This is a genomic window from Rhizobium sp. BK196 (genome assembly GCF_014193255.1).
Lineage (GTDB): Bacteria > Pseudomonadota > Alphaproteobacteria > Rhizobiales > Rhizobiaceae > Rhizobium.
The window spans coordinates 804,929-828,720 of sequence record NZ_JACHZB010000002.1 but is presented as its reverse complement, the minus strand read 5'-3'; the positions used below and the strand labels follow the sequence as shown (position 1 = coordinate 828,720).

The following is a 23,792-nucleotide window of genomic DNA, read 5'->3' as shown; positions in this document are numbered from 1 at the left end:
CTGGGCGCGCTTCCCACTGTTTCCAGCCCATTGATCCGACGCGCCACAGGCTTCATGATCGGTTGAACTCCGGGCTCGATCCCCATGCCGCGCATCGGACCAGGAACCTGATGGATGTAACGTGACCCTATCTCTCGTTTCCGCGCTGAAGCCCTCTCCCGCCTTGAGCGTTTCTTATCTCGAGCGCAGGCGCCTGTTCTTCATCCTGATGACCCTGCCGGCCGTCATTTACGTGCTTGTCATCGGTGTCTGGCCGCTGGCGCAGGGCATCTGGTTCAGTCTCTACGAATACAATCTGTTGAAACCGGCGCGGACGCATTTCGTCGGGCTCGGCAATTATGTCGATCTTCTTTCGGATACCGTGACGCGCGGTGCGTTCGTCAACACCGTCATTTTCACGGTCGGTGCCGTGAGCGTCGAATTGCTGCTCGGTTTTGCTATTGCGCTGGCGCTCTGGCGCGACGACCGCTTCAACCGGATCTGCCTGGCGCTGATCCTAATTCCAGTCACGATCACGCCGCTCGTCGTCGGGCTGATCTTCAGGGCGCTGCTGCTCGCCGACTACGGTCTCATCGGCTATTATCTCGCCGATTTCGGGATTTCCGACCCGCGCGGGCTTTTCGCCAATCCGAACTCGGCGTTGGCGACCCTTATCTTCGTCGACATCTGGGAATGGACGCCGCTGGTGGCACTGATCCTGCTTGCGGGCCTGAAAGCGCTGCCGGGCGATATTCTCGAGGCCTCTGAAGTGGATGGAGCAACAGCGCTGCAGCGGCTGAGGATCATCGTCATCCCCTTGATGCTGCCTTCGATCTTGCTGGCGTTGACGCTGCGCACCATCGATGCCTTCCGGGTTTTCGACAGCGTCTATGTGACGACTGGCGGCGGGCCGGGCAACGCGACCAACACATTGATGCTGCATGCGGTAAAGCAGGGGCTGGAATTCTTCAATATCGGCCGCGCCTCGGCGATCGCCAACCTGACGCTGATTTGCATTGCCGTGATCGCGGCAGGCTTCATTCTGTTGATCCGCAAGGCGGACAGAAAGGCAAACGGGCGATGAGCAAACGCAGTCTCAGCCGCATCGGCGAGCGCGGCTTCATTCTGGTCATGCTAGCCTTTTTCCTGCTGCCTTTCCTGTGGCTGGCCTCGACCGCCTACAAGCCGTCGCGTGACATCTTTTCGATCCCCCCGAAACTGACCTTCATGCCGACCTTCGAGCAATTTGCGACGGTCTTCCGTCTCTTCGACGTGTGGAGCCTGCTATCATCGAGCCTCCTGATCGCCGGCGGCTCCGTCATCCTCTCATTGGTGCTCGGCGTACCGGCCGGTTATGCGCTGGCGCGCTCGACGAGCCGCTATGCCGTTGCCGTTGCCTATTTCTTCATGGCGATCCGCATGGTGCCGGCCGTCGCTGCGCTGATCCCCTTCTATCTTATGATGCGCAATATCGGGCTGCTCGGCAGCTGGATCGCCGTCGTCCTCATCAACGCGATGCTGAACTCGGCCTTCGTCTCCTGGATGATGTTTTCCTATTTCCGCAGTCTGCCGAAGGAACTGGAGGAAGCTGCGCTGACGGATGGATGCACGCTGTTCGGCTCCTTCCGGCGCGTGGCTCTGCCAGCGGTGCGCTCGGGCGTCATTGCCTCTGCGCTCTTCTGTCTGATGTTCTCCTGGAACGACTTCCTCTACCCGATGTTCCTGACCCGGCTGGATTCCAAACCAATCTCGGTCGCGCTGCTTTCAGCGTACGGGACGAAAGACATCACCTGGGGCACGCTCGGCGCGCTGGCGCATTTCTCGACGATCCCAATCGTGCTGATCGTGCTCTTCCTCAACCGCTATTTCGTGCAGGGCTTAACGAAGGGTATTCACTAAAAAGGCGACGCGCTCAGGCGCGGATCGCCGCCTCAGTCGCGGCATCAAAGACATGGATGCGGGCGGGATCGGCGGCAAGCGACAGGCGCTCGCCGATTTTCACACGGCTGGTCCCGTCAATGATGACACGCAGGCGTGGAGCCGATAGCGGCACGTCATCCTCTTCGGCCGAGAGCGATTTGAGCCGGTCGGCGGCTTCGACCTCGACATGGACGAGAAGACTGGCGCCGAGATCCTCAACGAAAGTGACAGTTCCAGCCAGACCGCCTGCGTCGACCGGCTGAAACGCTTCCGGGCGGATGCCAAGCACGACGGGGCGGCCGGCAGCAGCGGCGATGGCCGGCCGTTCCGCAAGCGCCTCGCCGGAAAACAGGATGGAAGCCCTGCCGAAGCGGGCTTCAGGTCCGTCATCCGTCGTAAAGAGATCGACGGCCAACAGATTTATCGCCGGCGAGCCCATGAAGCTTGCGACAAAGAGATTGGCCGGCTGATCATAAAGACTGCGCGGCGTGCCAAGCTGCTGCAGCACACCACTCTTCATGACGGCGACGCGGTCGCCCATGGTCATGGCCTCGACCTGGTCATGGGTGACATAGACCGTCGTGATGCCCGATATTTTCTGCATGCGGGCAATTTCGGCACGCATCTGGCCGCGCAGGCGAGCATCGAGATTGGAAAGCGGCTCATCCATCAAGAAGGCCTGCGGGCTGCGGGCGAGCGCCCGCCCCATGGCGACGCGCTGGCGCTGGCCGCCGGAGAGTTGAGCAGGTTTGCGGGCGAGATAGTCCTCGAGCTCCAGGAGCTTCGCTGTCTCCTGCACCTTGCGGGCGATTTCTGCCTTGTCGAGGCCGCGCACGCGAAGGCCGAAGCCGATATTGTCGGCCACGGTCAGATGTGGGTAGAGTGCATAGGACTGGAAGACCATAGCGATATCGCGGTCGCGCGGGGCAAGGTCGTTGACGACGGCGCCGTTGATCGTCAGCCGGCCATCGGTAATCTCTTCGAGGCCCGCGATCATGCGCAACGCCGTCGACTTGCCGCAGCCGGAGGGGCCGACCAGGACCAGGAATTCGCCGTTGCGGATGGTCATGTTGAGGTTGCGGATTGCCGCATAACTATCGCCATAGCTCTTGCTGACCTGGTCGAAGACGATTTCAGCCATGCTCTTTCCCTGATGAACGAAGGCCTGTTGGGATCCTGGAAGGCTCAGGTCGTATAGACGCCGCCGGTGACATTGATGCCCTGCCCGGTCATGAAGCGAGCCGAATTCGAGCAGAGGAAAACGACGACATCGGCCACATCCTCCGGCGTTTCCAGCCGGCCAAGCGGCGTCTGAGCGATATAATCCGCAACGACGCGTTCGGGCGTGACGCCGCGAAGGCTCGCCTCCCAGGCGATCTCGCGCTCCTGCATGCCCGTCTTGACGAAACCGGGACAGACGGCGTTGACGCGGATGCCCGAAGCTGCAAGCTCACGGGCGAGCGCCTGCGTCCAGCCGAGCACGGCAAATTTGCTGGCAGAATAATGGGCCAACAGCGGAGCGCCGATCTTTGCGGCAAGCGAGGCCGTATTGACGATGACGCCAGTGCCGGTACGCGTGAAACGGCGGGCGGCAATCTGGTTGGTCAGGAAGATGCCGCGAATGTTGACGTCGAAATTATAGTCCCACTCCTCGTCCGTCAGTTCCAGCGCATGCTGCATCGTGGAGACGCCGGCATTGGCGCAGAGGATATCGTAACCACCCACCTTCTCGACCACCTCGGAAAAAGTCGCCTCGACGGAGGCGCGCTTACGAACGTCGATCGCATGCGCGGTCGCGCCGTTGCCGATCTCGGCCGCCGTCTGTTCGGCGGCAGCCAGATTGATGTCGCAGATTGCGACCTGGATTGCCTGACGGGACAGGGAAGTCGCGATCGCGCGCCCTATCCCCGTCGCTCCGCCGGTGACGATGGCACGCTTGCCGGAGAGTTCTGGATAGTTCGGAGACTGCATGCCCGCCCTCGTGGAATGGAAACATCGTCGATCATATATCAACAAAATCGTACACGACAAGAGAAATTTGTGTTTGAATTTGTTCGAATTATTCGGTACACAGGAGGCAACAATCAGACAGGTGCAGCCGCGAACTGCGGCGGGAGGATGAGAAGCGTATCATGGACGCGGAACAGCAGATGGTCGCCGCAGCGGAGAAGCCTAAGGTTCTGGCCCATGTGCGGCATGCGCGCATCCTGGAGACGCTGGCACGCAAAGGCGCGGTCTCCGTCAGTGATATCGCCTCGCAGCTTGCCGTTTCCGAAATGACCGTGCGCCGCGACCTGATTGAACTCGAAAAAGATGGCAGGCTGGTGCGCACGCATGGTGGCGCGGTGCGCAGCGGCAAGGCCTTTGAGCCAGTTGCCGGTGAAGTTGTCGATCGCGAGGAGCCGACCTTCGAATCCCGGCTGACACGCAATGCCGCCGCCAAGCGGGCTATCGCGATGGCGGCGGCAGGCATTGCTGCCGGCGCGCGCACGCTGGCGCTTGACGTCGGCACCACGACCTATCTGTTGTCCGGTCTGCTGCTCAACCAGCCGCATATGAAGATATTCACCAACAGCGTGCGCAACGCCATGCAGCTCGGCACTGGCATCGGCGAGGTCTACTTGCCCGGTGGACGCATGCGCGGCGAAGAAATGGCGATCAGCAGCCAATCGGCCGTCGCGCAATTCGAGGAGCTTTGGTTCGACATTGCCTTCGTCGGCGTATCCGGAATCACGGCGCAGGGAATTTATGACTATTCCTTCGAGGACACCGATATGAAGCGGGTCTATCTGCGTCGCGCGACGCAGAAGGTGGTGCTTTGCGATTCCACCAAGTTCAAGCGCATGTCGCTGGTGCATATTGCGCCACTGCAGCAATTCGACGTGCTGATCACCGATGCCATGCCGCCGGCCGAACTTGCCGATGCGCTCGCTGCCGCCGGCGTCCAGGTGCGCATCGCGCCCGAGGAGCAGCCGCTGCTTTGATGTGCCCTCTCCCGCATCCGTCCCCCCGCGGATGCCCGTCCATCCGATTGCGCTTCAAGGAGTTCTCGCATGATCTTTGATTTTTTTGGCGTCAAGAAGAAAGCGGTCATCGCGATGGCGCATATCGGCGCCTTGCCCGGCTCGCCAGCCTATGACGCTGCCGGTGGGGTGAACAGGCTCGTCGACGACGTGCTTTCCGATGTCGAGAAACTGCAGGCGGGCGGTGTCGACGCCATCATGTTCGGGAACGAGAACGACAGGCCCTACGTCTTCCAGGCGCCGCCCGAGGGATTGGCGGCGATGACCTCTATCGTCGAGCGGGTGAAGCCGCATCTGGCCGTGCCATTCGGCGTGAACTATCTCTGGGATCCTTCGGCAAGCGTTGCGATCGGCGCGGTAACCGGCGCGAGCTTCGTTCGCGAGATATTCACTGGGGTGTTCGCCTCTGACATGGGTGTCTGGCAGCCCGATTGCGCCAAGGCAGCGCGGCTGCGGCATAGTCTCGGCCGCGCAGATATGAAGATGCTCTTCAACATCAACGCCGAATTTGCCCATTCGTTGGACCAGCGCCCGATTGAGCTCAGGGCAAAAAGCGCCGTATTCTCGTCGCTCGCCGATGCCATCCTGGTTTCAGGACCGCTGACAGGGCAGGCCGTCGATCAATCGGACCTGAGGCGCGTCTGCGAGACGGTCCGGGACGTTCCGGTCTTTGCTAATACGGGCGTCAACAAAGACAATGTGCGCGAGATATTGAGCGTTGCCAGCGGCGTCGTCATCGGCACCCATTTCAAGGTGGATGGCAATACATGGAACCCCGTCGACGGCGACCGGGTGAGGCGTTTCATGGAGATCGTCGAAAAGCTGCGCTAAACGACCGGAACCTTTATGTCCATTACGCTCGGCCTCGATATCGGCACCACCTCCACCATCGGCATCTTGATCGAACTGCCAAACCGCGTGCTGGGGCTTGCCTCGCGGCCTTCGACGCTTCATTCGCCGCAGCACGGCTGGGCCGAGGAAGACCCGGCGGAATGGTGGGCGAATGTTTGCGAAATTACCAGGGAATTGATCGCGACGAGCGGGATCGAGGCACGGCAAATAGCGGCCGTCGGTGTGACCGGCATGTTGCCGGCCGTTGTGCTCCTTGATGACGCCGGCAGGGTGCTGAGGCCCAGCATCCAGCAGAGCGACGGGCGCTGCGGCGAGGAAGTCGAGGAGCTCAGGGCCGAGTGGAATGAGGCGGATTTTCTCCGCAGAGCGGGAAACGGCATCAATCAGCAGCTGGTGACGGCTAAGCTGCGCTGGATCGCCCGGCATGAGCCCGAGGTCTTCGCGCGCATTGCAACCATTATGGGTTCCTATGATTTCGTCAATTGGAAGCTGACTGGAAAGAAGGCGATCGAGCAGAACTGGGCACTGGAAGCGGGTTTCATCGATATCAGTACCGGCAGGCTCGACGACGAATTGATCGCGTTTGCCAGGATTCGACGGGATGCCATTCCTCGGAAGATATTATCGCACGAAGTGCTTGGCCATGTCAGCCGCGAGGCCGCCAGGGCGACGGGACTTTCACCTGGAACGCCTGTTATCGGCGGGGCAGCCGACATGGTCGCCTCGGCCTTCGGCGCGGGGATCAATAAGGCGGGCGACGTGTTGCTGAAATTCGGCGGCGCGGTGGATATCCTGACAGCGACGGATGTCGCCCGGCCCGATCCGCGCATGTTCCTCGATTATCATCTGGTGCCGGGGCTCTATATGCCGAACGGCTGCATGTCGACCGGCGGCTCGGGACTTAACTGGTTCGTCCGCACCTTCGCCGGACGCGAGGAGATCGCGGCAAAGGCGGAGGGAATATCGGTACACCGCTATCTCGACCGGCTGGCCGCGGAATGCGCGGCCGGCGCGGACGGGCTGACGATCCTGCCCTACTTCCTCGGCGAGAAGACGCCGATCCACGATGCCAGCGCGCGCGGCTTGATTGACGGGCTGACGCTCTCGCACCATATCGGCCATCTCTGGCGGGCGCTGCTGGAGGCCTATGCATATGCGCTACGCCATCATATCGACGTCTTGAACGATATCGGTCATCCGACGACGCGTTTCATCGTCTCGGACGGGGGATCGCAGAGCCCTATCTGGATGCAGATTGTGTCCGACGTGCTGCAGCAGCCACTGCAGGGTCTCACCGGCCATCCCGGCTCCTGTCTCGGCGTCGCCTGGGCCGCAGCGATCGGCGCGAGGCTCACCGAGGATTGGTCCGGCGTGACCGCCTTTGTCGGCCAGGGCGAATGGATCACCCCCAATCCCGACAATGCTGCCGTTTATGATCGGGGCTACCGGACCTATCGCGCGCATTACAGACCTGGATCCAACGGGATTTGAACATGGCGATACCGGCAGGCCGGGACTTCGGAAAACAGGCGGCCGGACGCAGCGGCATGGTGACGTCTCCGCATGCGCTGGCGAGCGAGGCAGGTGCGGCGATCCTGCAGGCTGGCGGCAACGCGCTGGAGGCAGCGATCGCCATCGGCAGCACGATTGCCGTTGTCTATCCGCATTTCTGCGGGCTCGGCGGCGATTCCGTCTGGATCGTTGCTGATCGCAGCGGACGGAGGACATGTTTTCTCGGCATCGGCCAGGCGGCGCGGGAACTGCCGAGTTTCGACGGCAGCATTCCACTGCGGGGACCGCTTTCTGCGCTGACTTCGGCCTGCGCCGTCGACGCCTGGCGCCACGCGTACGACTATTCCACGCGGCACTGGGGCGGAAAGATCGGTTTCTCCGTCTTGCTTGCCGATGCGATCCGCCACGCCGAAGAGGGATTTCCGGTCACGCGCTCGCAAAGCTTCTGGCTCACATTCCGACAGGCGGAAGTGGCCGGCTGGTCGGGTTTTTCAACGCTCTTCATGCCGGATGGCGCAGCACCTGAAACCGGCAGTCTGTTTCGGCAGAGGAATTTGGCGCACTCGCTTTCGCTGATCGCCCGCGACGGGCCGCGCTCCTTCTACGAGGGCGAACTCGGCACGAGGATCGCGGCAGGGCTTCAGGCGGCGGGCTCCCCCTTAACCGCCGCCGATCTCATGGCGACCGGAACGCGCGAAGTAGCGCCACTCAGCCTCCCCTACCGCGGCTTCGAGCTGCTTGCTCCGCCGCCGCCGACACAGGGTCTGTCGACGCTGGCGATCATGGGCATTCTCGCCCATTTCGATCTCGCCGCCCAAAAAGCCGGCAGCGCCGACCATCTGCACCTCTGTATCGAAGCCGTCAAACGCGCCTTTCTCGACCGTGGCGGCATTGCCGATCCCGATGCCGCACCGCAGCCGGTGGGGGACTGGCTGAGCACGCAACATCTCGCGCAGGCGGCAGCTTCGATCGATCCCCTAAGAGCCCTCGAATGGCCAGCCCCCTTTCGTAGCGGCGATACCGTGTTCTTCGCCGCAACCGATGCAGCGGGGGGCAGCGTCAGCGTTTTGCAGAGCACCTATTTCGATTGGGGCAGCGGCGTGGTCGTCGGCGATACCGGAATTCTCTGGCAGAACCGCGGTGCCGCTTTCTCGCCCGATCCCAAACATGTAAATGGTATCGCTCCAGGCAAACGGCCATTCTACACCTTGAATCCCGGCCTCGGCCTGCGAAACGGCAGACCCGCTCTGCTCTACGGCACGCAGGGTGCCGATGGCCAGCCACAGACGCTGGCGATGCTGCTGACGCGGCTGATCGACTTCGAGGAGGAACCGGCAGCCGCACTGGCCGGTCCGCGCTTTCTGCTCGGCAAAACCTTTTCCGACAGCCGCGACAGCCTGAAGCTGGAAAGCGATGCCGGTGAAGCGGTGCTTGCCGAACTGCTGACACGAGGCCACGCGCTATCACCGATCGAGGCGCAGAGCCCGCTTGCAGGACAGGCAGGCGTGATTGCCATCGACGCGGAAGGCTTGGCACTTGGCGCCCATGATCCACGTGGCGACGGACTGGCGATTGGGATCTCTTCCGACGGCAGGAGTTAGGTGGCCACGCGTCCGCGAGACGCCTTCAAAGCGCCGAGGCGGGCAAAACCAAAATTTGACTGCGTATGTTCGTAACCGCCGGACGATCTGCAAGCTGGAGACCTGGCTTGTCACGGGTCGCGAGCCGCACGTTGACGCCGGGCAGCGAGCCGCTACCTTCAGCCATGTTCGTGCGGTGAGAGGAGCAGCCTTCATGAATATCGACGGGCAATGTCATTGCGGCTTCGTTACCTATGAGGCCGACATCGATCCCGACGCGATCTCCATCTGCCATTGCACGGATTGCCAGCGGCTAACCGGCTCACCCTATCGCGTCACCGCAAGTGTGCCGCGCGAGGCCGTGCGCCTGACCGGCAATCCACCGAAGCTCTATACCAAGACCGCCGATAACGGCCGCAAGCGCCTGCAATACTTTTGCCCGGAATGTGGCTCGCCGCTCTTCACCACGGGCGTCGACGAGGACGCCCGCAGCTGGGGCATCCGCTGGGGCAGCATCAACCAGCGTGTCACGCTGAAGCCGAAGAGCCAGATCTGGTGCAGTTCCGCACTCGACTGGTTCGGCGAAACGGCAGCACTTCCCGGCGTGCCGGGAGATTGAAAACGGCGGTTCTTTCAGATCTTAAGAAGCGGATCAGCGGCATCGAACTCATCGCCGACTGCTGGCACGGCTTTGCGGCACAGGCACGAACCTGAACCCAGGGAGGCATCTCCCATCGATCATGAGCGTGATCGTTCACCATTCCCTGAAAAGTCAAAGCTGGTCGGCGCGCCATCGGATGATCTGGCAGGCAATTTCAGATAATAGCAGCGGCATCGATAGCTGAATTGTCTGGGAGTACCGTCGTGAAATCTCGATTGCCGCTCAAACTTTTACTGTCAGCATTTGCCCTGCTCGTTAGTTCGGCGCTTGTTTCCGCCGCCGGCTGGCAAACCGATACGCAAGGCACGTCTAATTGGCATGTGTCGCCGCCGATCGGGCAATGCAACGTCAGCCGGGCGAAGAACAGAGCGATACGCGCCGGTATTTACCGAAGCGAGATCGTCTATCGCGACGAGAACGTGCTGATCTTCAGGGGACTGACACTTGACGGAGATCGCAAGGAGATCATTTTCGGAAACGAAGAAAGCTGCCCGGAACTGGAGTCGAGAGACATTCCGTAGATCGTCAGACCGCAGTTGGGCGCGCACTACGCTTCCGACGAGCCGGCAATCTGAATTTCTAGCAGTGCAGGCACCAAGGAACCATCTTCTTGGCGCGAATATACGGCGCTCTTGTTCAGTCGTGGAGGCGCGCCAATTTTATGCACTCCGCTTACACATAGCCATGTTTTGCCTGTAAATTAAGCATCAGTATGCACTTTTATCTGCTAAATGGAGCGGTGCATCTGCCGATCTTTGAAAATCAAGGACATTTATAAACTGGCACAGTGCTTGCTTCGATAAAAGCAGAGTTGGTGGCTAGGGTTCCGGCGTTTTCAAAAAGCGCGGCTGGTCCGAGAGCTACTACCGGCGGGGGAGAAATCCTGTCGGGTGCACGGCGGGACAAAAGCCCGGGAGACCTCGTAAGCCAAGGGATTGGCGGCACGATGGTCATTGCCGATCCCTTTTGAGAAAAGCAAAAGGGGAATTTCAATGCAGACTTTTTCGAAGATCCTTTCCATCACCGCGCTTTCCGCCTCGCTGGCCTTGGGTTTCAGCTCCATCGCCAAGGCCGAGCAGAAGACCGAATTCAAGGTCGCCTGGTCCATCTATGTCGGCTGGATGCCCTGGGGCTATGCGGCTGACCACGGCATCGTCAAGAAATGGGCCGACAAATACGGCATCAAGATCGATGTCACGCAGTTCAACGACTACGTGGAATCGATGAACCAGTACACGGCAGGCGCCTTCGACGCAGTAACGCTGACCAACATGGATGGCTTGTCGATTCCGGCTGCCGGCGGCGTCGACACGACGGCTGTGATCGTGGGTGACTTCTCGAACGGCAATGACGCCGTCATCCTGAAGGACAAGGCGAGCCTTGCCGATATCAAGGGCCAGAACGTTAATCTCGTCGAATTCTCCGTCTCGCACTATCTGCTGGCCCGCGCGCTCGAAAGCATCAAACTGGCCGAGCGTGACGTGAAGGTAGTCAACACGTCGGACGCCGATATGGTTGCGGCCTACAAGACATCAGATGTCACCGCCGTCGTCACCTGGAACCCGCTGGTCTCCACCATCCTCGAAGATCCCACGGCAAAGAAAGTTTTCGACAGTTCGCAGGTGCCGGGCGAAATCATCGACCTGATGGTCGCCAATAGCGGCGTACTCAAGGACAATCCGAACTTCGGCAAGGCGCTGGCCGGCATCTGGTACGAGACAGCCGCTCTTCTGCGTGCCGATACTGCCGAGGGCAAGGCAGCCCGTGAAGCAATGGGGTCCGCTTCGGGCACCGATCTCGCCGGTTTTGAAGCCCAGCTTGCCGCCACCAAGCTCTTCGACAAGCCGGCCGATGCCGTTGCCTTCACCGCGTCGCCGAACCTGCCGAAGACCATGGATCTGGTTCGTAACTTCCTCTTCGAGAAGGGCCTGCTCGGCAACGGCGCGCCCTCTGCGAACGTCATTGGCATCGAAATGCCCGACGGCAAGGTGCTGGGCGATACGGGCAATGTGAAGCTGCGTTTCACCGAGACCTACATGAAGGCAGCCGCCGACGGTTCGCTCTGATCGCAATGGCGGCGCGGCTTAGCCGCGTCCCGTCCCTTCACCAGCGGAGCATTTCCCATGCGTTGGATCAACACGAGGCCGAGCCGGGGCGCGCAATTTGCCCTGATGCTGCTGCCCTTCGTGCTGCTCGTTGTAGCCTATGCCTTCGGCTCGGCCGCACGACTGGCGGAAAACGCCAATGACAAGCTTCTGCCAAGCCTTACCGGCTTTGCTGATGCGATCAACCGTCTGGCGTTCGTCGCCGACCAGCGTACCGGCGAATTTCTGCTCTGGTCGGACACGGGCGCGAGCCTGATCCGCCTGCTTTCCGGCCTCGGCATCTCCACGGCCATCGCGCTCGCAGTTGGCATGTTGATCGGCATGCTGCCCTATCTGAGGGTGCTGCTTGCCCCTTTCGTTGCCGCAATCTCCATGGTTCCGCCGCTGGCGCTGCTGCCGATCCTCTTCATAGTCATGGGGCTTGGCGAAACCTCGAAGATCGCCCTCATCGTCATCGGTGTCGCGCCGACGATGATCCGCGACCTGGCACTGAAGGCACTGGAACTGCCGCGCGAGCAGATCGTCAAGGCAGAGACGCTTGGCGGCTCCTCCTGGCAGATCGGCCTGCGGGTCGTGCTGCCGCAGATCCTGCCGCGTCTGATCACCTGCCTGAGACTCCAGCTCGGCCCAGCCTGGCTGTTCCTGATTGCGGCTGAAGCGATCTCCTCGGATTCCGGTCTCGGCTACCGCATCTTCCTCGTCCGCCGCTATCTCTCGATGGACATCATCTTCCCCTATGTCGTCTGGATCACGCTGCTTGCCGTGGTCATGAATGCACTGCTCGATCGCCTGCGCATTGCCGTCTTCCCCTGGTCGGAACTGGAGAAGCAGGTATGAGCGAGTTGAAGATCGAAAAAGTCTGGAAGGAATATGGCGACCAGATCGTGCTCGAGGACGTGTCGCTGACCGTCGCCTCCCGCGCCTTCGTCGCCCTCGTCGGCCCGTCCGGCTGCGGCAAGACCACCTTCCTGCGTATGCTGCTCGGCCAGGAGCAACCGACGAAAGGCAAGATCCTGCTCGACGGCGAGCCGCTGCCGCCGGAACCGGGACCGGATCGTGGCGTCGTCTATCAGCGCTATTCCGTCTTTCCGCATCTGACGGTGCTCGGCAATGTGCTGCTCGGCAAGGAATTGTCCGCGGCGCGCTACAAGGCCAAGCTCTTCGGCGCAGCTCGCCGCAGTGCCATCGAGGAAGCACGTCAGCTGATTGCCGAGGTCGGGCTTGCCGGTTCGGAGAGCAAATTTCCGGCGCAGCTTTCCGGCGGCATGCAGCAGCGCTTGGCGCTCGCCCAAGCGCTCATCATGAAGCCGAAGGTGCTGCTGCTCGACGAACCTTTCGGCGCACTCGACCCCGGCATCCGCGCAGAGATCCACACGTTGATGAAGCGGCTCTGGCACGAAACGCAGATGACCGTCGTCATGGTCACGCATGACATGCGCGAGGCCTTCACGCTCGCAAGCCGCGTCGTCGCCTTCGAACGCCGCCGCGACCGGCCCGAAGAGAAAGAGCGCTACGGCGCCACTATCACCAAGGACATTTCCATCTGGCCGCCGCGCCTTGCCGGCCAGTCATCGATTTTCAGCCCCGACCGGGACGGCCCGGTCGCTTCCCTGGGGCATGGCCGGGACGACTTGGCACCATCAGGAGAGATGCTATGATGCATGTGAGACGCTCGCCCGAAGAGATCGCCGCCAATCGCGCGCGCTACGAAGAGCATCAGAAGAAGGGTCTGGAATTCGCGCCCAAGGCCTTGCCCGGCCCAAGCGCGCTGCCGGCGCCGGCGATCGAAGCCGCCGCGGTCATCCATCAGGAAACCATTCCCGGCGGCTGGTACTGGTCCACCAAACTTCAGCGCGGCGAGGCGATCCGGGTCGATCAGGCCGAGGGCAATTCAACGGTGGCGCTCGTCGCCTGGAATGCCACCGATACGAGCGAGCGGATCAACCTTGTCGATACGGCCAAGGTTCAGTGGACGACGGCGCTCGGCAAGGGACGTGTGATTTTTTCCGACATGGGCCGCGTTATGTTCTCGATGATTGAGGATAGTTCCGGCGCACACGACTGCCTGACGGGAGGCTCGACGGCAGCCTCGAACGCGGCGAAATATCCCGACGAAAAGACCCGCAACACCCGGGACAACCTTATCCTCGTTGCCGTCAAGCTCGGCCTCGACCGTCGCGATATTCCTGCTATCCTCAACCTCTTTGCGCCGGTGCGCCTTGCCGAGGCCGGCGGTTTCGCCTGGCAGGGGAAACGTTCCAATAGTGGCGATTATGTGGAACTGCGCGCCGAGATGGACATGCTGGTCGGCTTCTCCAATTGCCCGCATCCGCTCGATCCTGATCCCGCCTACCAGCCCAAGCCCGTTGTCATCACCCGCTACAAGGCGGCGGCTCCGACCAAGGATGATCTTTGCCGCACGGCAACCGCCGAAGCTGTGCGCGGTTTCGAAAACAACGCCCTGATGCAGGCCTGAGGAGAGACCGATGTCCGATTTCATCCAGACCTCCCCTGCTCGCAGCCTGCAGAATGCCGCCCAGGATCATCTCATTGCAGCAGAAGCCCCGTGGTCCGGCATCGTGCGCAAGGGCCAGACGATCCGCATCGAGGACAGCTATGGCCAGCAGGCGATCGACACGCTGTTTTACCGTGCCGATGACTTCTCCGAGCGCTATTCCAATCAGGATACAATGCGCATGCAGGGCGCCGCCTATATCGGCATCGGCACGAAGATTATGTCGAACGAGGGCAATGTCATGCTGACCATGACGGCCGACAGCTGCGGCCGCCATGATACGTCCGCCGGCGCCTGCTCCTGCGAGAGCAATACTGTGCGCTTCGGGCATGGCACCAAATATCTCCACGCCTGCCGCGACAATTTCGTGCTCGAAGTCAGCAAGCACGGCATGAGCAAGCGCGATATCGTGCCGAACATCAACTTCTTCATGAACGTGCCGATCAAGCCGAATGGCGAGATGACCATCGTGGACGGCATTTCCGCACCGGGCGACCATGTCGAACTTGTCGCCGAGATGGACGTCCTCTGCGTCATCTCCAACTGCCCGCAGATCAACAACCCTTGTAATGGCTTCGACCCGACGCCGATCCTGGTGCTGATCTGGGATGGCGAGGCCTGATCATGTTCAAGAAAGTCCTGATTGCCAACCGGGGCGAAATCGCCATTCGGGTCATCAAGACACTGCGACGAATGGGGATTGCGTCCGTCGCCGTCTATTCCGATGCCGACCGTTTCGCCAGGCCCACGCTGATGGCGGATGAAGCCGTCCGTCTTGGGCCGGCGCCGGCGAGCGAAAGCTATCTCAATGCCGAGGCCGTCATCGCCGCCTGCAAGGCGACTGGAGCCGAGGCCGTTCATCCCGGCTACGGCTTCCTGTCGGAAAATATCGGTTTTGCCGAACGGCTTGCCGCCGAGGGCATCGCCTTCATTGGCCCCCGTCCCGAACACCTCTCGGCCTTCGGCCTGAAACATACCGCTCGCGAACTTGCCAAGGTGAACGGCGTGCCACTGCTCCCCGGCACCACCTTACTTTCAAGCGCCGATGAAGCGCTCGCTGCCGCCGAAACGATCGGCTATCCTGTCATGCTTAAAAGCACAGCCGGCGGCGGCGGCATCGGCATGCAGCTCTGCGCCGACGCCGAAAGCCTGAAGGCATCGTTCGAAAGCGTGCAGCGGACCGCGCGGGCAAGCTTTGGCGATGCGCGCGTCTACATCGAGCGTTTCGTGGCCAAGGCACGGCATGTTGAAGTGCAGATCTTCGGCAATGGCAAAGGCAAGGTCGTTGCGCTCGGTGAGCGCGATTGCTCGCTGCAGCGGCGGAACCAGAAGGTCGTCGAGGAGACCCCTGCCCCCGGTCTTTCGGCTGCAACCCGCGCCCGCCTGCACAAGGCGGCCTCGGATCTCGGCTCGGCCGTCTCCTACGAATCCGCCGGTACCGTCGAATTCATCTATGATCCCGGACGTGAGGAATTCTATTTCCTTGAGGTGAACACCCGCCTGCAGGTCGAACATCCTGTTACGGAAGCCGTGTTCGGCATCGACCTGGTCGAATGGATGATCCGCCAGGCCGCCGGCGAGGACGTGCTTTCGGGCACAGAGGCGCTGCGGCCGGAGGGGGCAGCGATCGAAGTGCGCGTCTATGCCGAGATGCCGCATGCAGACTTCCGCCCGAGCGCCGGTCTACTGACGGAGGTTGTCTTTCCCGAAGATGTACGCGTCGACAGCTGGATCGAGACCGGCACAGAGGTGACGCCTTTCTATGATCCAATGCTCGCCAAGCTGATCGTGTCGGCCGAGGATCGTCCGGCGGCAATCGAGAAGCTAAAGGCAGCACTCTCGGGAACGTCGATATCAGGCATCGAGACCAATCTGGATTATCTTCGCGCCATCGCCGGCTCAGACCTTCTCGCCAGCGGCAAGATGGTGACGACAGCGTTGCGGGACTTTTCCTTCGTGCCCGATGTGATCGAGGTGATCGCACCCGGCGCGCAATCGACCATTCAGGAACTGCCAGGCCGGCTTGGCCTCTGGCATGTCGGCGTACCACCGAGCGGTCCGATGGACGAACGCTCCTTTCGCCACGCCAATCGTCTCGTCGGCAATGATGATACAGTCACGACGCTGGAGCTGACGGTGTCCGGCCCGGTGCTGAAATTCTATACGGACACGGTGGTCGCACTTGCCGGCGCCAGAATGGCGATGAGTGTCGATGGCGTAAAACTGCGCCATGATGCGCCGGCCACCATTCGTGCAGGCCAGACCCTTTCGATCGGCAGCATCGATGGTCCGGGGCAGCGGGCCTACCTTGCTGTGGCAGGCGGGTTTGCCGCTCCTGTCGTTCTCGGCTCACGCGCCACCTTCGGGCTTGGCCAGTTCGGCGGCAACGCTACCGGTGCGCTGAAGACAGGCCATGTGTTGCATCTTGCCCGTCAGGCCGCAGCCCAGCCGCCTAAGCCGGCGATAGAGCCGGCGCATCTGACGCGCGATTGGGACGTCGGTGTCGTCTATGGTCCGCATGGCGCACCTGATTTCTTCCAGGAAGGCGATATCGAGACGCTATTTTCCACGAATTACGAGATACATTTCAACAGTGCCCGCACGGGAGTGCGCCTGATCGGTCCCGCACCGAAATGGGCGCGCAGCGATGGCGGCGAAGCCGGCCTTCACCCCTCCAATCTGCATGACAATGCCTATGCGATCGGCGCGATCGATTTCACCGGCGACATGCCGATCATCCTCGGGCCAGACGGACCGAGCCTCGGCGGCTTCGTCTGCCCGGCAGTGATCGCTCGCGACGAGCAATGGAAAATGGGTCAGTTCAAGCCGGGTGATCGCATCCGATTCCATCCGGTCGCACGTCCTGAAGACCCGATTGCCGGTCCAGCGGTGCATCGGGCAAAGGAGGAAGCGGGCTCGCCTGTTATCGGCAAGAGCAATGACGGACCAGTCTCGGTCGTCTACCGCCGCCAGGGTGATGACAATCTGCTGGTGGAATATGGGCCGATGACGCTGGATTTCGCCCTGCGGCTCAGGGTGCATCTCTTGATGCAGGCCGTCTCGCAGGCGCGCCTGCCCGGAATCATCGATCTCACACCCGGCATCCGCTCGCTGCAGATACACTATGACGGTAAGGCATTGACCCGTAAACGCCTGCTTGGCCTACTGGCCGAGATCGAGGCGAGCCTGCCGGCGGTCCAGGACGTCAAAGTACCGAGCCGCATCGTGCATCTGCCGCTTTCCTGGAACGATCCGGATGCGGAACTTGCCATGCGCAAGTATCAGGAACTCGTGCGGCCGAATGCGCCCTGGTGCCCGTCCAATATCGAATTCATTCGCCGTATCAACGGGCTGGCGGATGAGCAGGCGGTGCGCGACGTCGTCTTCGATGCGAGCTATCTCGTGCTCGGCCTCGGTGACGTCTATCTCGGCGCTCCGGTCGCGACCCCGATCGATCCGCGCCATAGGCTGGTGACGACGAAATATAACCCGGCTCGCACATGGACGCCGGAAAACGCCGTCGGCATCGGTGGCGCCTATATGTGCATCTACGGCATGGAAGGTCCCGGCGGTTATCAGCTTTTCGGCCGCACCATCCAGGTGTGGAACACCTGGCGGCAGACACCGGTCTTTGCCAGGGGCAAGCCCTGGCTGCTGAACTTCTTCGATCAGATCCGCTTCTTTCCCGTCAGCCACCAGGAGCTCACGGAGGCGCGCAGTGCCTTCCCGCATGGCGGCTATCCGGTGAGGATCGAGGAAACGGAATTCTCCTATGCCGCTTATGAGAGGGAGTTGCAGGTCAGTGCCGCCTCGATCGGAACCTTCAAGGCAAGCCAACAGGCGGCCTTCGACGCTGAGCGCCAGCGCTGGAAGGAGGCAGGACTCGACAGCTTCGTCACCGACGAAGGCGCCGGTGAAAGCCCTGACGGAGATATTCCTGAAGGCTGCTTCGGCGTTGCCAGCGCCGTGCCCGGCAATATCTGGAAACTGCTGGTCGAGCCGGGCGCACCGGTTGCGGCCGGCGACACACTTGCCATCATCGAATCCATGAAAATGGAAATCAACGTCACTGCACATGCGCCGGGCCGCGTTCGTGACCTGCGTGCCGGCCCCGGACGAAATGTCAAAGCGGGCGATATCATTGTTGTTCTGGAGGAATGCTGAACCATGCTGCCGACCATTCTTGATCTGACAGGCCTTCGCGCAGTCTATGAGGCCGGCCTAAGCCCGCTCGATGTGATCGAGACCGTCATTGCGCGTCGTGCCGCCTCGAAGGATCCGGCAATCTTCATCACGCCGACGCCCGAGGATACATTGCGGGCTGAAGCACGATCTCTGATGGAACGTGCCCCCGAGCCGAACAGCCTGCCGCTCTGGGGTATTCCTTTCGCGGTGAAAGACAATATCGACGTGGCGGGACTACCGACGACAGCCGCCTGCCCGGCTTTCGCTTATAATCCCGGGAAGGACGCAACTGTCGTTGCACGGCTGCGGGCGGCAGGTGCGATCGTGATCGGCAAGACCAATCTCGACCAGTTCGCGACCGGCCTCAACGGTACGCGCTCACCCTACGGGGCGCCGCGCTCGGTCTTCGATGCCGACTATATTTCGGGCGGCTCAAGCTCCGGTTCTGCGGTGACGGTGGCCTCCGGCCTCGCCACCTTCGCCCTCGGCACGGATACGGCCGGTTCGGGCCGCGTGCCGGCTGCTTTCAACAATCTCGTCGGCATCAAGCCGACACCAGGACTGCTGTCAAATACCGGCGCCGTACCGGCCTGCAAGAGCGTCGACTGCATCACCATCTTTGCCGCGACTGTCGGCGACGGCGTCTCAATCCGCAAGGTTGCCGAGGGCTTCGATGCGGCCGACGCGTTTTCCAGGCGTGGCAAGCCGGCTTCCCTTCCGGTCGCGGGCCTGCGCGTCGGCGTTCTCGCGGGTGCGGAACGCGAGTTCTTCGGCGATGCCAATGTCGAAGCACTCTACGATCAGGCAATCGAGCGGGCCGAAGAGCTCGGCGCGACGATCGTTCCCTTCGATTATGCGCCCTTCCGTGAGGCGGCTTCTCTCCTCTATGACGGCCCATGGGTTGCCGAGCGTCTGGCAGCCGTCGAAGATTTCCTGTCGAGTAATGCCGCCGATTTCGATCCCACGGTTCGCAAGATAATCGAAGGCGCGAAAGGCAAGACTGCCGTCGAAGCCTTCAATGGCCGTTACAAGCTCGAAGATCTCAGGCGCAAAACCGAAGGCGAATGGGCAAAGGCCGATCTGCTGCTGCTGCCGACAGCACCGACGACTTATAAGGTTGCAGATATGCTCGCCGACCCGATCGTGCTCAACGGCCGGCTTGGCCGCTACACGAACTTCGTCAATCTGCTCGATTGCGCGGCCATCGCCGTTCCCGCCGGCTTCGGTACTAATGGTCTGCCCGGTGGCGTGACGCTGATTGCGCCGGCTTTCACCGACGATGCGCTGGCCCCTCTTGCCGATGCGCTGCATCGCGCAGCCGCAGCCGGCATGGGCATCGACCGCGCTGCGGCTATCCCCGAGCAGAGCCGTGTCGCTTCGCTCTCAGACGATACTGTCGCCATCGCCGTGGTCGGCGCGCATCTGACTGGCATGCCGCTCAATCACGAGCTGACGACATTGGGCGGCAAGTTGGTAAGGACGTGCCGCACTGCAGGCGATTATCGCCTCTTCCTGCTCCCGAATACCATCCCGCAGAAGCCCGGTCTCCTCCGTGAACCGGGGCATGACGGGCATGGAGTGGAGATTGAGGTCTGGGCGCTGCCACCTGATGGATTCGGCCGTTTCGTTGCCAAGATCCCTGCCCCGCTCGGCATCGGCAAGGTCACGCTGGAGGATGGCTCCAGCGTATCGTGCTTCCTCTGCGAAGCCCATGCTGTAAAGGGCGCAGAAGAGATCACGGCACTTGGCGGCTGGCGAGGCTATATACGCAGCATATCTGTTGTCTGAACCGGAGGCGGCGGTGAGATTCATACTTCGGCTGCTGATGAATGGACTGGTGGCGCGCGCGAGCGCGCTACATGCACAACCGATTCATTTCACCGATCGCGATAATGATGGACCGCCGGCCGGCGGCCGCGCAGAATCGGATGGCCGGGCCCAATGATCAATTCGGCCAGGCGTAAATTGCGGCAGGACGAGCAACACCTTTGAGCGGAAATATGCCGGCTTTCTCGAAACGGCCTGGCGCCTGCAAGACGAAATCGGCGGATGCCAGCAGGCTGTGGCCGATATCGTCGGCCAGCTTCTCCATGCGTGCCGCCTCGTTGACCGCTCTGCCGATGGCAGTGAAATCAAGGCGGCGGGCCGCGCCGACGTTCCCATAGAACACTTCGCCGACATGCAGGACGATGTCAACGAGAAGCTCCGGCTCTCCCGCTTCTGCTCGCCCGCGGTTGACATCGGCATTGGCATCCACGGCAGTTCGGGCCGCCGATAGCGCGCGCCAGCACGCCTCAGCCGGGTTGTCGATGTCGGTAGGGAAGATGGCAAGCAGACTGTCGCCCATGAACTTCAGGATCTCGCCGCCTTCCTGTTCGACCGGAGCGCCAATCGCTTCGAAGTGCTCGTTGAGCCAGGCGACGATGCGTTCGGGCTGATGCTTTTCATTGAGCGACGTGAAGTTCTTGAGATCGGCAAGAAGGATCGCGGCATAAACCGCCGTACCGTCGCCGCGCCTGATATGACCGCTGAGGATATGTTCGCTGGTCCTTGTGCCCGTATAGACAGCCAGGACATCCCTCGCAATCCGCGTGGTCGCGATGCGGCAACAGGCGAGTGAGAGCGCCGGCACCAACCTCTCCAGATCGGCAATCAGACTGTTCGAAAAGCCGTCGGGATCATCAACGGCGATTGAGAAACTAACGCCCGCCAACCTCGTATCGCCGGGGAACGGAACAAGCCTCATCAGATAATCGGTAGCTCCGAGTTCCGCCAGCTCGGTCAAGAGTGGAATCGGCGGAGCATCCGGTCCCGGCGGCAATCGCCAACGCGCATATTGCTGATTGTTTTCCAGGAGGTAGGAGATGGGAGAGCGCCGGAACAATTCCTGACCCGCTTCATCATGCCCTTGAACCTCTGTCGAGAAACCGGAAGAACGATACCAGGCAACCGAAATCCCCCGCTGCAGAGGATCGATCGACGGCATCGCGATCGATGCACGAAGGATTGGACATCCGAGTTCCGTCAGTCGTTCCGCGACGCCCAGCAAAAGCGTCTCAATGGTATCCGCCGATAGTCCTTCGGCAATGATCCAGTCTATCAGGTCTTGCAATCGCGGCATTGTCACGGTCCCTCCGGCCTCCGGATTTGATGGAGGTCTGTCGTTCTACCGCAATTTCGTCCGCGGTCCATCGCAGCAGCAGATAAGCGCCGTTGCAAATCTTCAACGCTCGCAATGGTCGATGGAACAAAACCGGCGCTGCTGCGTATCTTCCCTCTGGGACGCACAAAAACCTGTTATCGCTCTAACAAGAAGCACAACCCCACTTCGAGGAAGAAAAGGAATGTGTCTATGACCGCACGGATTGCTGAAGTTGTGCCGCATGACGATCACGTGGTTACGGCCAAAGAGGCCCTTGAGGGACTGTATCTAAGGCTTGAAATGGAGGCGGAGGTTCGGCTCGTTGCTGCGGCATTGCGCGCCGGTTGGACGGCAGACGAAGCGCTTGACGCGATCGACCAGCTTCGAGCCGACGATACGAAGCACTGAGTGTTCCTAGCGCCGACAGTTTGCAGTTCGTGGCAGCGAAAGCCAACAGCCACGGTTGGCCGGCGTCATCAGACTGCGACCAGATGGCCCGGCGATACCTCGCGATACTCAAGGGGCTTGATCTTGTAATCGACGGGCCGGATTGGGCTCTTGATCTCGTCGTTGGCGACAGCCCGCTTCTCGCGGCGTCGCTCGGGATCGGGAACGGGGACGGCTGACATCAGCTTCCTGGTGTAGGCATGCTGCGGGTCGCCGAAGACGGCAGCGCGCGGGCCGATTTCGACGATTTCGCCTAGATACATGACGGCAACGCGATGGCTGACACGCTCGACGACGGCCATGTCGTGAGAAATAAACAAGAACGCAAGGTTGAGGCTCTGCTGCAAGTCCAGCATCAGATTGATGACCTGCGCCTTGATCGACACGTCGAGAGCCGACACGCTTTCATCTGCTACGATGACCTTGGGTTCCAATGCAAGCGCACGCGCAATACAGATGCGCTGGCGCTGACCGCCGGAAAATTCATGCGGGAAGCGTGAGGCCATGTCGGGCGTCAGGCCGACTTTGATGAGGAGGTCTGAGACGCGTTCCTTTGCCTGCTTTGCCGTTCCCATTCTATGTTCCAGATAAGGCTCGGCAATGGCGTCGCCGACGCGAATGCGCGGATTGAGGCTGGCAAATGGATCCTGGAAGATCATCTGCACGGTCTTGCGGACCTCGCGCATGCCCGCCTTATCGAGCGCCAGCACATCCTTGCCGTCGGCGATGACGGAACCGCTCTGAGCATCGATCAAGCGCATGATCGCACGCCCGGTCGTTGATTTGCCGCAGCCGGACTCGCCGACGAGCGACAGTGTCTCGCCGGCATGAAGGTCGAAGGAGACGTTTTCGACCGCATGGATGCGGCCGGTCAACTTGCCGAACATGCCGGAATGAATGTCGAAGCGTTTGGTGAGGTTCTTCACCTCGAGCACCGGGCGGGCAGCCGCGGCGACCGTATCGGCGGTCTCGACCGGAATGTCTGATTCTCCTGTTGCCGTATTGACGACAGGAAATCGTAGCGGCCGCTCGTAACCCTGCATGGAACCGAGCACCGGCACCGCCGACAGAAGCGCTCTGGTATAGGGATGTTTGCCGCGATGGAAGATATCGGCGGTCGCTCCCGTCTCCACCTGTTCGCCGCGATACATGACGACGGTTCGGTCGGCGATCTCGGCCACGACACCCATGTCATGTGTGATAAAGAGAACCGAGGTCCCCTCTTCCTCCTGCAGCATTTTGATCAGATCGAGGATCTGGCCCTGGATCGTCACGTCGAGCGCCGTCGTCGGCTCATCGGCGATCAAAAGCTTCGGCCGCGAGGCAAGAGCCATGGCGATCATCACGCGCTGGCGCATGCCGCCGGAAAAGCGATGGGGATATTCGTTAAAACGCGAGGTAGCCGAGGGAATGCGCACCTTTTCGAGCAAGCGGATCGTCTCGGCGCGGGCTTCGGCCTTCGACATCGACCGATGGCAGAGCAACGCTTCGGAAATCTGGTCACCGATCGTGAAGAGCGGATTGAGGCTCGTCATCGGCTCCTGGAAGATCATCGCAACGTCATTGCCTCGGACCTTGCGCATCTCGCCCTCCGGCAGGGCCAGAAGATCGCGCCCGCCGAGTATGATCCTGCCTTCGATACGGCTTGAATCCGCCTGCAGCAGCCGCATAATCGACAGCGAAGTCACGCTCTTGCCGGAGCCGCTTTCGCCGACGATGGCGACGGTCTCTCCCGGATCGACATCGAAGGAGACATTGCGAACGACCGGCTTCCAGGCGCCATCGACCAGAAACGATGTCGTCAGCTTCCGGACGGAGAGAACGGGCTCTGGCCTGGCGGTGGATTGTGCCTGGATGCCTGTCATGATCGC

Annotated in this window: 20 protein-coding genes and 1 riboswitch; of the genes, 16 read left to right on the top strand and 4 right to left on the bottom strand. The window is 61.3% G+C overall.

Annotation, left to right across the window (positions count from 1 at the left end; translation table 11 throughout):
* Positions 1-121: 121 nt before the first annotated feature.
* Both FHT78_RS10415 and FHT78_RS10410 read left to right on the top strand, forming a co-directional pair.
* The gene (locus FHT78_RS10415; protein ID WP_348644726.1) at positions 122-1,063 is read left to right on the top strand and encodes a sugar ABC transporter permease; all 942 of its coding nucleotides are present in this window, start codon (positions 122-124) and stop codon (positions 1,061-1,063) included.
* Entirely contained in the window at positions 1,060-1,878 is an 819-nt protein-coding gene (locus FHT78_RS10410) for a carbohydrate ABC transporter permease (protein ID WP_183743157.1), read from the top strand. Before FHT78_RS10415 ends, FHT78_RS10410 begins: the two co-directional genes overlap by 4 nt.
* Positions 1,879-1,891: 13 nt before the next feature.
* Here FHT78_RS10410 and ugpC read toward each other — a convergent pair whose 3' ends face one another.
* Together ugpC and FHT78_RS10400 are read right to left on the bottom strand one after the other, a co-directional pair.
* On the bottom strand, positions 1,892-3,040 hold the full coding sequence (ugpC, locus tag FHT78_RS10405; RefSeq protein WP_183743155.1) for a sn-glycerol-3-phosphate ABC transporter ATP-binding protein UgpC: 1,149 nt from the start codon (positions 3,038-3,040) through the stop codon (positions 1,892-1,894).
* 44 nt (positions 3,041-3,084) lie between these two features.
* Entirely contained in the window at positions 3,085-3,870 is a 786-nt protein-coding gene (locus FHT78_RS10400; RefSeq protein WP_183743153.1) for an SDR family NAD(P)-dependent oxidoreductase, read from the bottom strand.
* 161 nt (positions 3,871-4,031) lie between these two features.
* Here FHT78_RS10400 and FHT78_RS10395 point away from each other — a divergent pair, with 161 nt between their 5' ends.
* The 13 genes from FHT78_RS10395 (at position 4,032) to atzF (ending at position 20,120) form a co-directional block, all read left to right on the top strand.
* On the top strand, positions 4,032-4,883 hold the full coding sequence (locus tag FHT78_RS10395; RefSeq protein WP_183743151.1) for a DeoR/GlpR family DNA-binding transcription regulator: 852 nt from the start codon (positions 4,032-4,034) through the stop codon (positions 4,881-4,883).
* 69 nt (positions 4,884-4,952) lie between these two features.
* Complete coding sequence (locus FHT78_RS10390) at positions 4,953-5,753, top strand: BtpA/SgcQ family protein (RefSeq protein ID WP_183743149.1); 801 nt, start codon at positions 4,953-4,955, stop codon at positions 5,751-5,753.
* Between the two features lie 15 nt (positions 5,754-5,768).
* A complete protein-coding gene (locus tag FHT78_RS10385; RefSeq protein ID WP_183743147.1) occupies positions 5,769-7,265 on the top strand; it encodes an FGGY-family carbohydrate kinase in 1,497 nt (498 codons plus the stop codon).
* A gap of 56 nt (positions 7,266-7,321) precedes the next feature.
* Positions 7,322-8,887, top strand: coding sequence for a gamma-glutamyltransferase family protein (locus FHT78_RS10380; RefSeq protein ID WP_183743507.1), 1,566 nt, complete (start codon positions 7,322-7,324; stop codon positions 8,885-8,887).
* A 193-nt stretch (positions 8,888-9,080) separates the two neighbouring features.
* Complete coding sequence (locus FHT78_RS10375; protein WP_183743144.1) at positions 9,081-9,485, top strand: GFA family protein; 405 nt, start codon at positions 9,081-9,083, stop codon at positions 9,483-9,485.
* A gap of 245 nt (positions 9,486-9,730) precedes the next feature.
* The gene (locus FHT78_RS10370) at positions 9,731-10,048 is read left to right on the top strand and encodes a hypothetical protein (protein ID WP_183743142.1); all 318 of its coding nucleotides are present in this window, start codon (positions 9,731-9,733) and stop codon (positions 10,046-10,048) included.
* 286 nt (positions 10,049-10,334) lie between these two features.
* Positions 10,335-10,446: riboswitch (guanidine-I (ykkC/yxkD leader) on the top strand.
* 73 nt (positions 10,447-10,519) lie between these two features.
* A complete protein-coding gene (locus FHT78_RS10365; protein ID WP_183743140.1) occupies positions 10,520-11,593 on the top strand; it encodes a putative urea ABC transporter substrate-binding protein in 1,074 nt (357 codons plus the stop codon).
* Between the two features lie 57 nt (positions 11,594-11,650).
* On the top strand, positions 11,651-12,469 hold the full coding sequence (locus FHT78_RS10360; RefSeq protein ID WP_183743138.1) for an ABC transporter permease subunit: 819 nt from the start codon (positions 11,651-11,653) through the stop codon (positions 12,467-12,469).
* Positions 12,466-13,290 (top strand): ABC transporter ATP-binding protein, encoded by an 825-nt coding sequence (locus FHT78_RS10355; RefSeq protein ID WP_183743136.1) that lies wholly within the window; start codon positions 12,466-12,468, stop codon positions 13,288-13,290. Before FHT78_RS10360 ends, FHT78_RS10355 begins: the two co-directional genes overlap by 4 nt.
* On the top strand, positions 13,287-14,108 hold the full coding sequence (locus FHT78_RS10350; protein ID WP_183743134.1) for an urea amidolyase associated protein UAAP1: 822 nt from the start codon (positions 13,287-13,289) through the stop codon (positions 14,106-14,108). Before FHT78_RS10355 ends, FHT78_RS10350 begins: the two co-directional genes overlap by 4 nt.
* A 10-nt stretch (positions 14,109-14,118) precedes the next feature.
* Positions 14,119-14,769, top strand: a complete 651-nt coding sequence (locus FHT78_RS10345; protein ID WP_183743132.1) for an urea amidolyase associated protein UAAP2 — start codon at positions 14,119-14,121, stop codon at positions 14,767-14,769.
* 2 nt (positions 14,770-14,771) lie between these two features.
* A complete protein-coding gene (gene uca, locus FHT78_RS10340) occupies positions 14,772-18,311 on the top strand; it encodes an urea carboxylase (RefSeq protein WP_183743130.1) in 3,540 nt (1,179 codons plus the stop codon).
* A 3-nt stretch (positions 18,312-18,314) separates the two neighbouring features.
* A complete protein-coding gene (atzF, locus tag FHT78_RS10335) occupies positions 18,315-20,120 on the top strand; it encodes an allophanate hydrolase (protein ID WP_183743128.1) in 1,806 nt (601 codons plus the stop codon).
* A gap of 157 nt (positions 20,121-20,277) precedes the next feature.
* Here the strand turns inward: atzF and FHT78_RS10330 are convergent, their stop codons facing one another.
* A complete protein-coding gene (locus tag FHT78_RS10330) occupies positions 20,278-21,453 on the bottom strand; it encodes an adenylate/guanylate cyclase domain-containing protein (protein WP_183743126.1) in 1,176 nt (391 codons plus the stop codon).
* Between the two features lie 231 nt (positions 21,454-21,684).
* On the opposite strand from FHT78_RS10330, the gene FHT78_RS10325 reads away from it, so the two are divergent.
* Entirely contained in the window at positions 21,685-21,882 is a 198-nt protein-coding gene (locus tag FHT78_RS10325) for a hypothetical protein (RefSeq protein ID WP_112545346.1), read from the top strand.
* 68 nt (positions 21,883-21,950) lie between these two features.
* On the opposite strand, the gene FHT78_RS10320 is transcribed toward FHT78_RS10325, so the two are convergent.
* A complete protein-coding gene (locus FHT78_RS10320) occupies positions 21,951-23,786 on the bottom strand; it encodes an ABC transporter ATP-binding protein (RefSeq protein ID WP_183743124.1) in 1,836 nt (611 codons plus the stop codon).
* Positions 23,787-23,792 lie beyond the last annotated feature (6 nt).

Bases quoted from the DNA above. Each gene is read 5' to 3' on its own strand.
- FHT78_RS10410 (WP_183743157.1), top strand. From the start codon at position 1,060: ATGAGCAAACGCAGTCTCAGCCGCATCGGCGAGCGCGGCTTCATTCTG.
- ugpC (WP_183743155.1), bottom strand. From the start codon at position 3,040: ATGGCTGAAATCGTCTTCGACCAGGTCAGCAAGAGCTATGGCGATAGT.
- FHT78_RS10400 (WP_183743153.1), bottom strand. From the start codon at position 3,870: ATGCAGTCTCCGAACTATCCAGAACTCTCCGGCAAGCGTGCCATCGTC.
- FHT78_RS10395 (WP_183743151.1), top strand. From the start codon at position 4,032: ATGGACGCGGAACAGCAGATGGTCGCCGCAGCGGAGAAGCCTAAGGTT.
- FHT78_RS10390 (WP_183743149.1), top strand. From the start codon at position 4,953: ATGATCTTTGATTTTTTTGGCGTCAAGAAGAAAGCGGTCATCGCGATG.
- FHT78_RS10385 (WP_183743147.1), top strand. From the start codon at position 5,769: ATGTCCATTACGCTCGGCCTCGATATCGGCACCACCTCCACCATCGGC.
- FHT78_RS10380 (WP_183743507.1), top strand. From the start codon at position 7,322: ATGGTGACGTCTCCGCATGCGCTGGCGAGCGAGGCAGGTGCGGCGATC.
- FHT78_RS10375 (WP_183743144.1), top strand. From the start codon at position 9,081: ATGAATATCGACGGGCAATGTCATTGCGGCTTCGTTACCTATGAGGCC.
- FHT78_RS10365 (WP_183743140.1), top strand. From the start codon at position 10,520: ATGCAGACTTTTTCGAAGATCCTTTCCATCACCGCGCTTTCCGCCTCG.
- FHT78_RS10360 (WP_183743138.1), top strand. From the start codon at position 11,651: ATGCGTTGGATCAACACGAGGCCGAGCCGGGGCGCGCAATTTGCCCTG.
- FHT78_RS10355 (WP_183743136.1), top strand. From the start codon at position 12,466: ATGAGCGAGTTGAAGATCGAAAAAGTCTGGAAGGAATATGGCGACCAG.
- FHT78_RS10350 (WP_183743134.1), top strand. From the start codon at position 13,287: ATGATGCATGTGAGACGCTCGCCCGAAGAGATCGCCGCCAATCGCGCG.
- FHT78_RS10345 (WP_183743132.1), top strand. From the start codon at position 14,119: ATGTCCGATTTCATCCAGACCTCCCCTGCTCGCAGCCTGCAGAATGCC.
- uca (WP_183743130.1), top strand. From the start codon at position 14,772: ATGTTCAAGAAAGTCCTGATTGCCAACCGGGGCGAAATCGCCATTCGG.
- atzF (WP_183743128.1), top strand. From the start codon at position 18,315: ATGCTGCCGACCATTCTTGATCTGACAGGCCTTCGCGCAGTCTATGAG.
- FHT78_RS10330 (WP_183743126.1), bottom strand. From the start codon at position 21,453: ATGCCGCGATTGCAAGACCTGATAGACTGGATCATTGCCGAAGGACTA.
- FHT78_RS10325 (WP_112545346.1), top strand. From the start codon at position 21,685: ATGACCGCACGGATTGCTGAAGTTGTGCCGCATGACGATCACGTGGTT.
- FHT78_RS10320 (WP_183743124.1), bottom strand. From the start codon at position 23,786: ATGACAGGCATCCAGGCACAATCCACCGCCAGGCCAGAGCCCGTTCTC.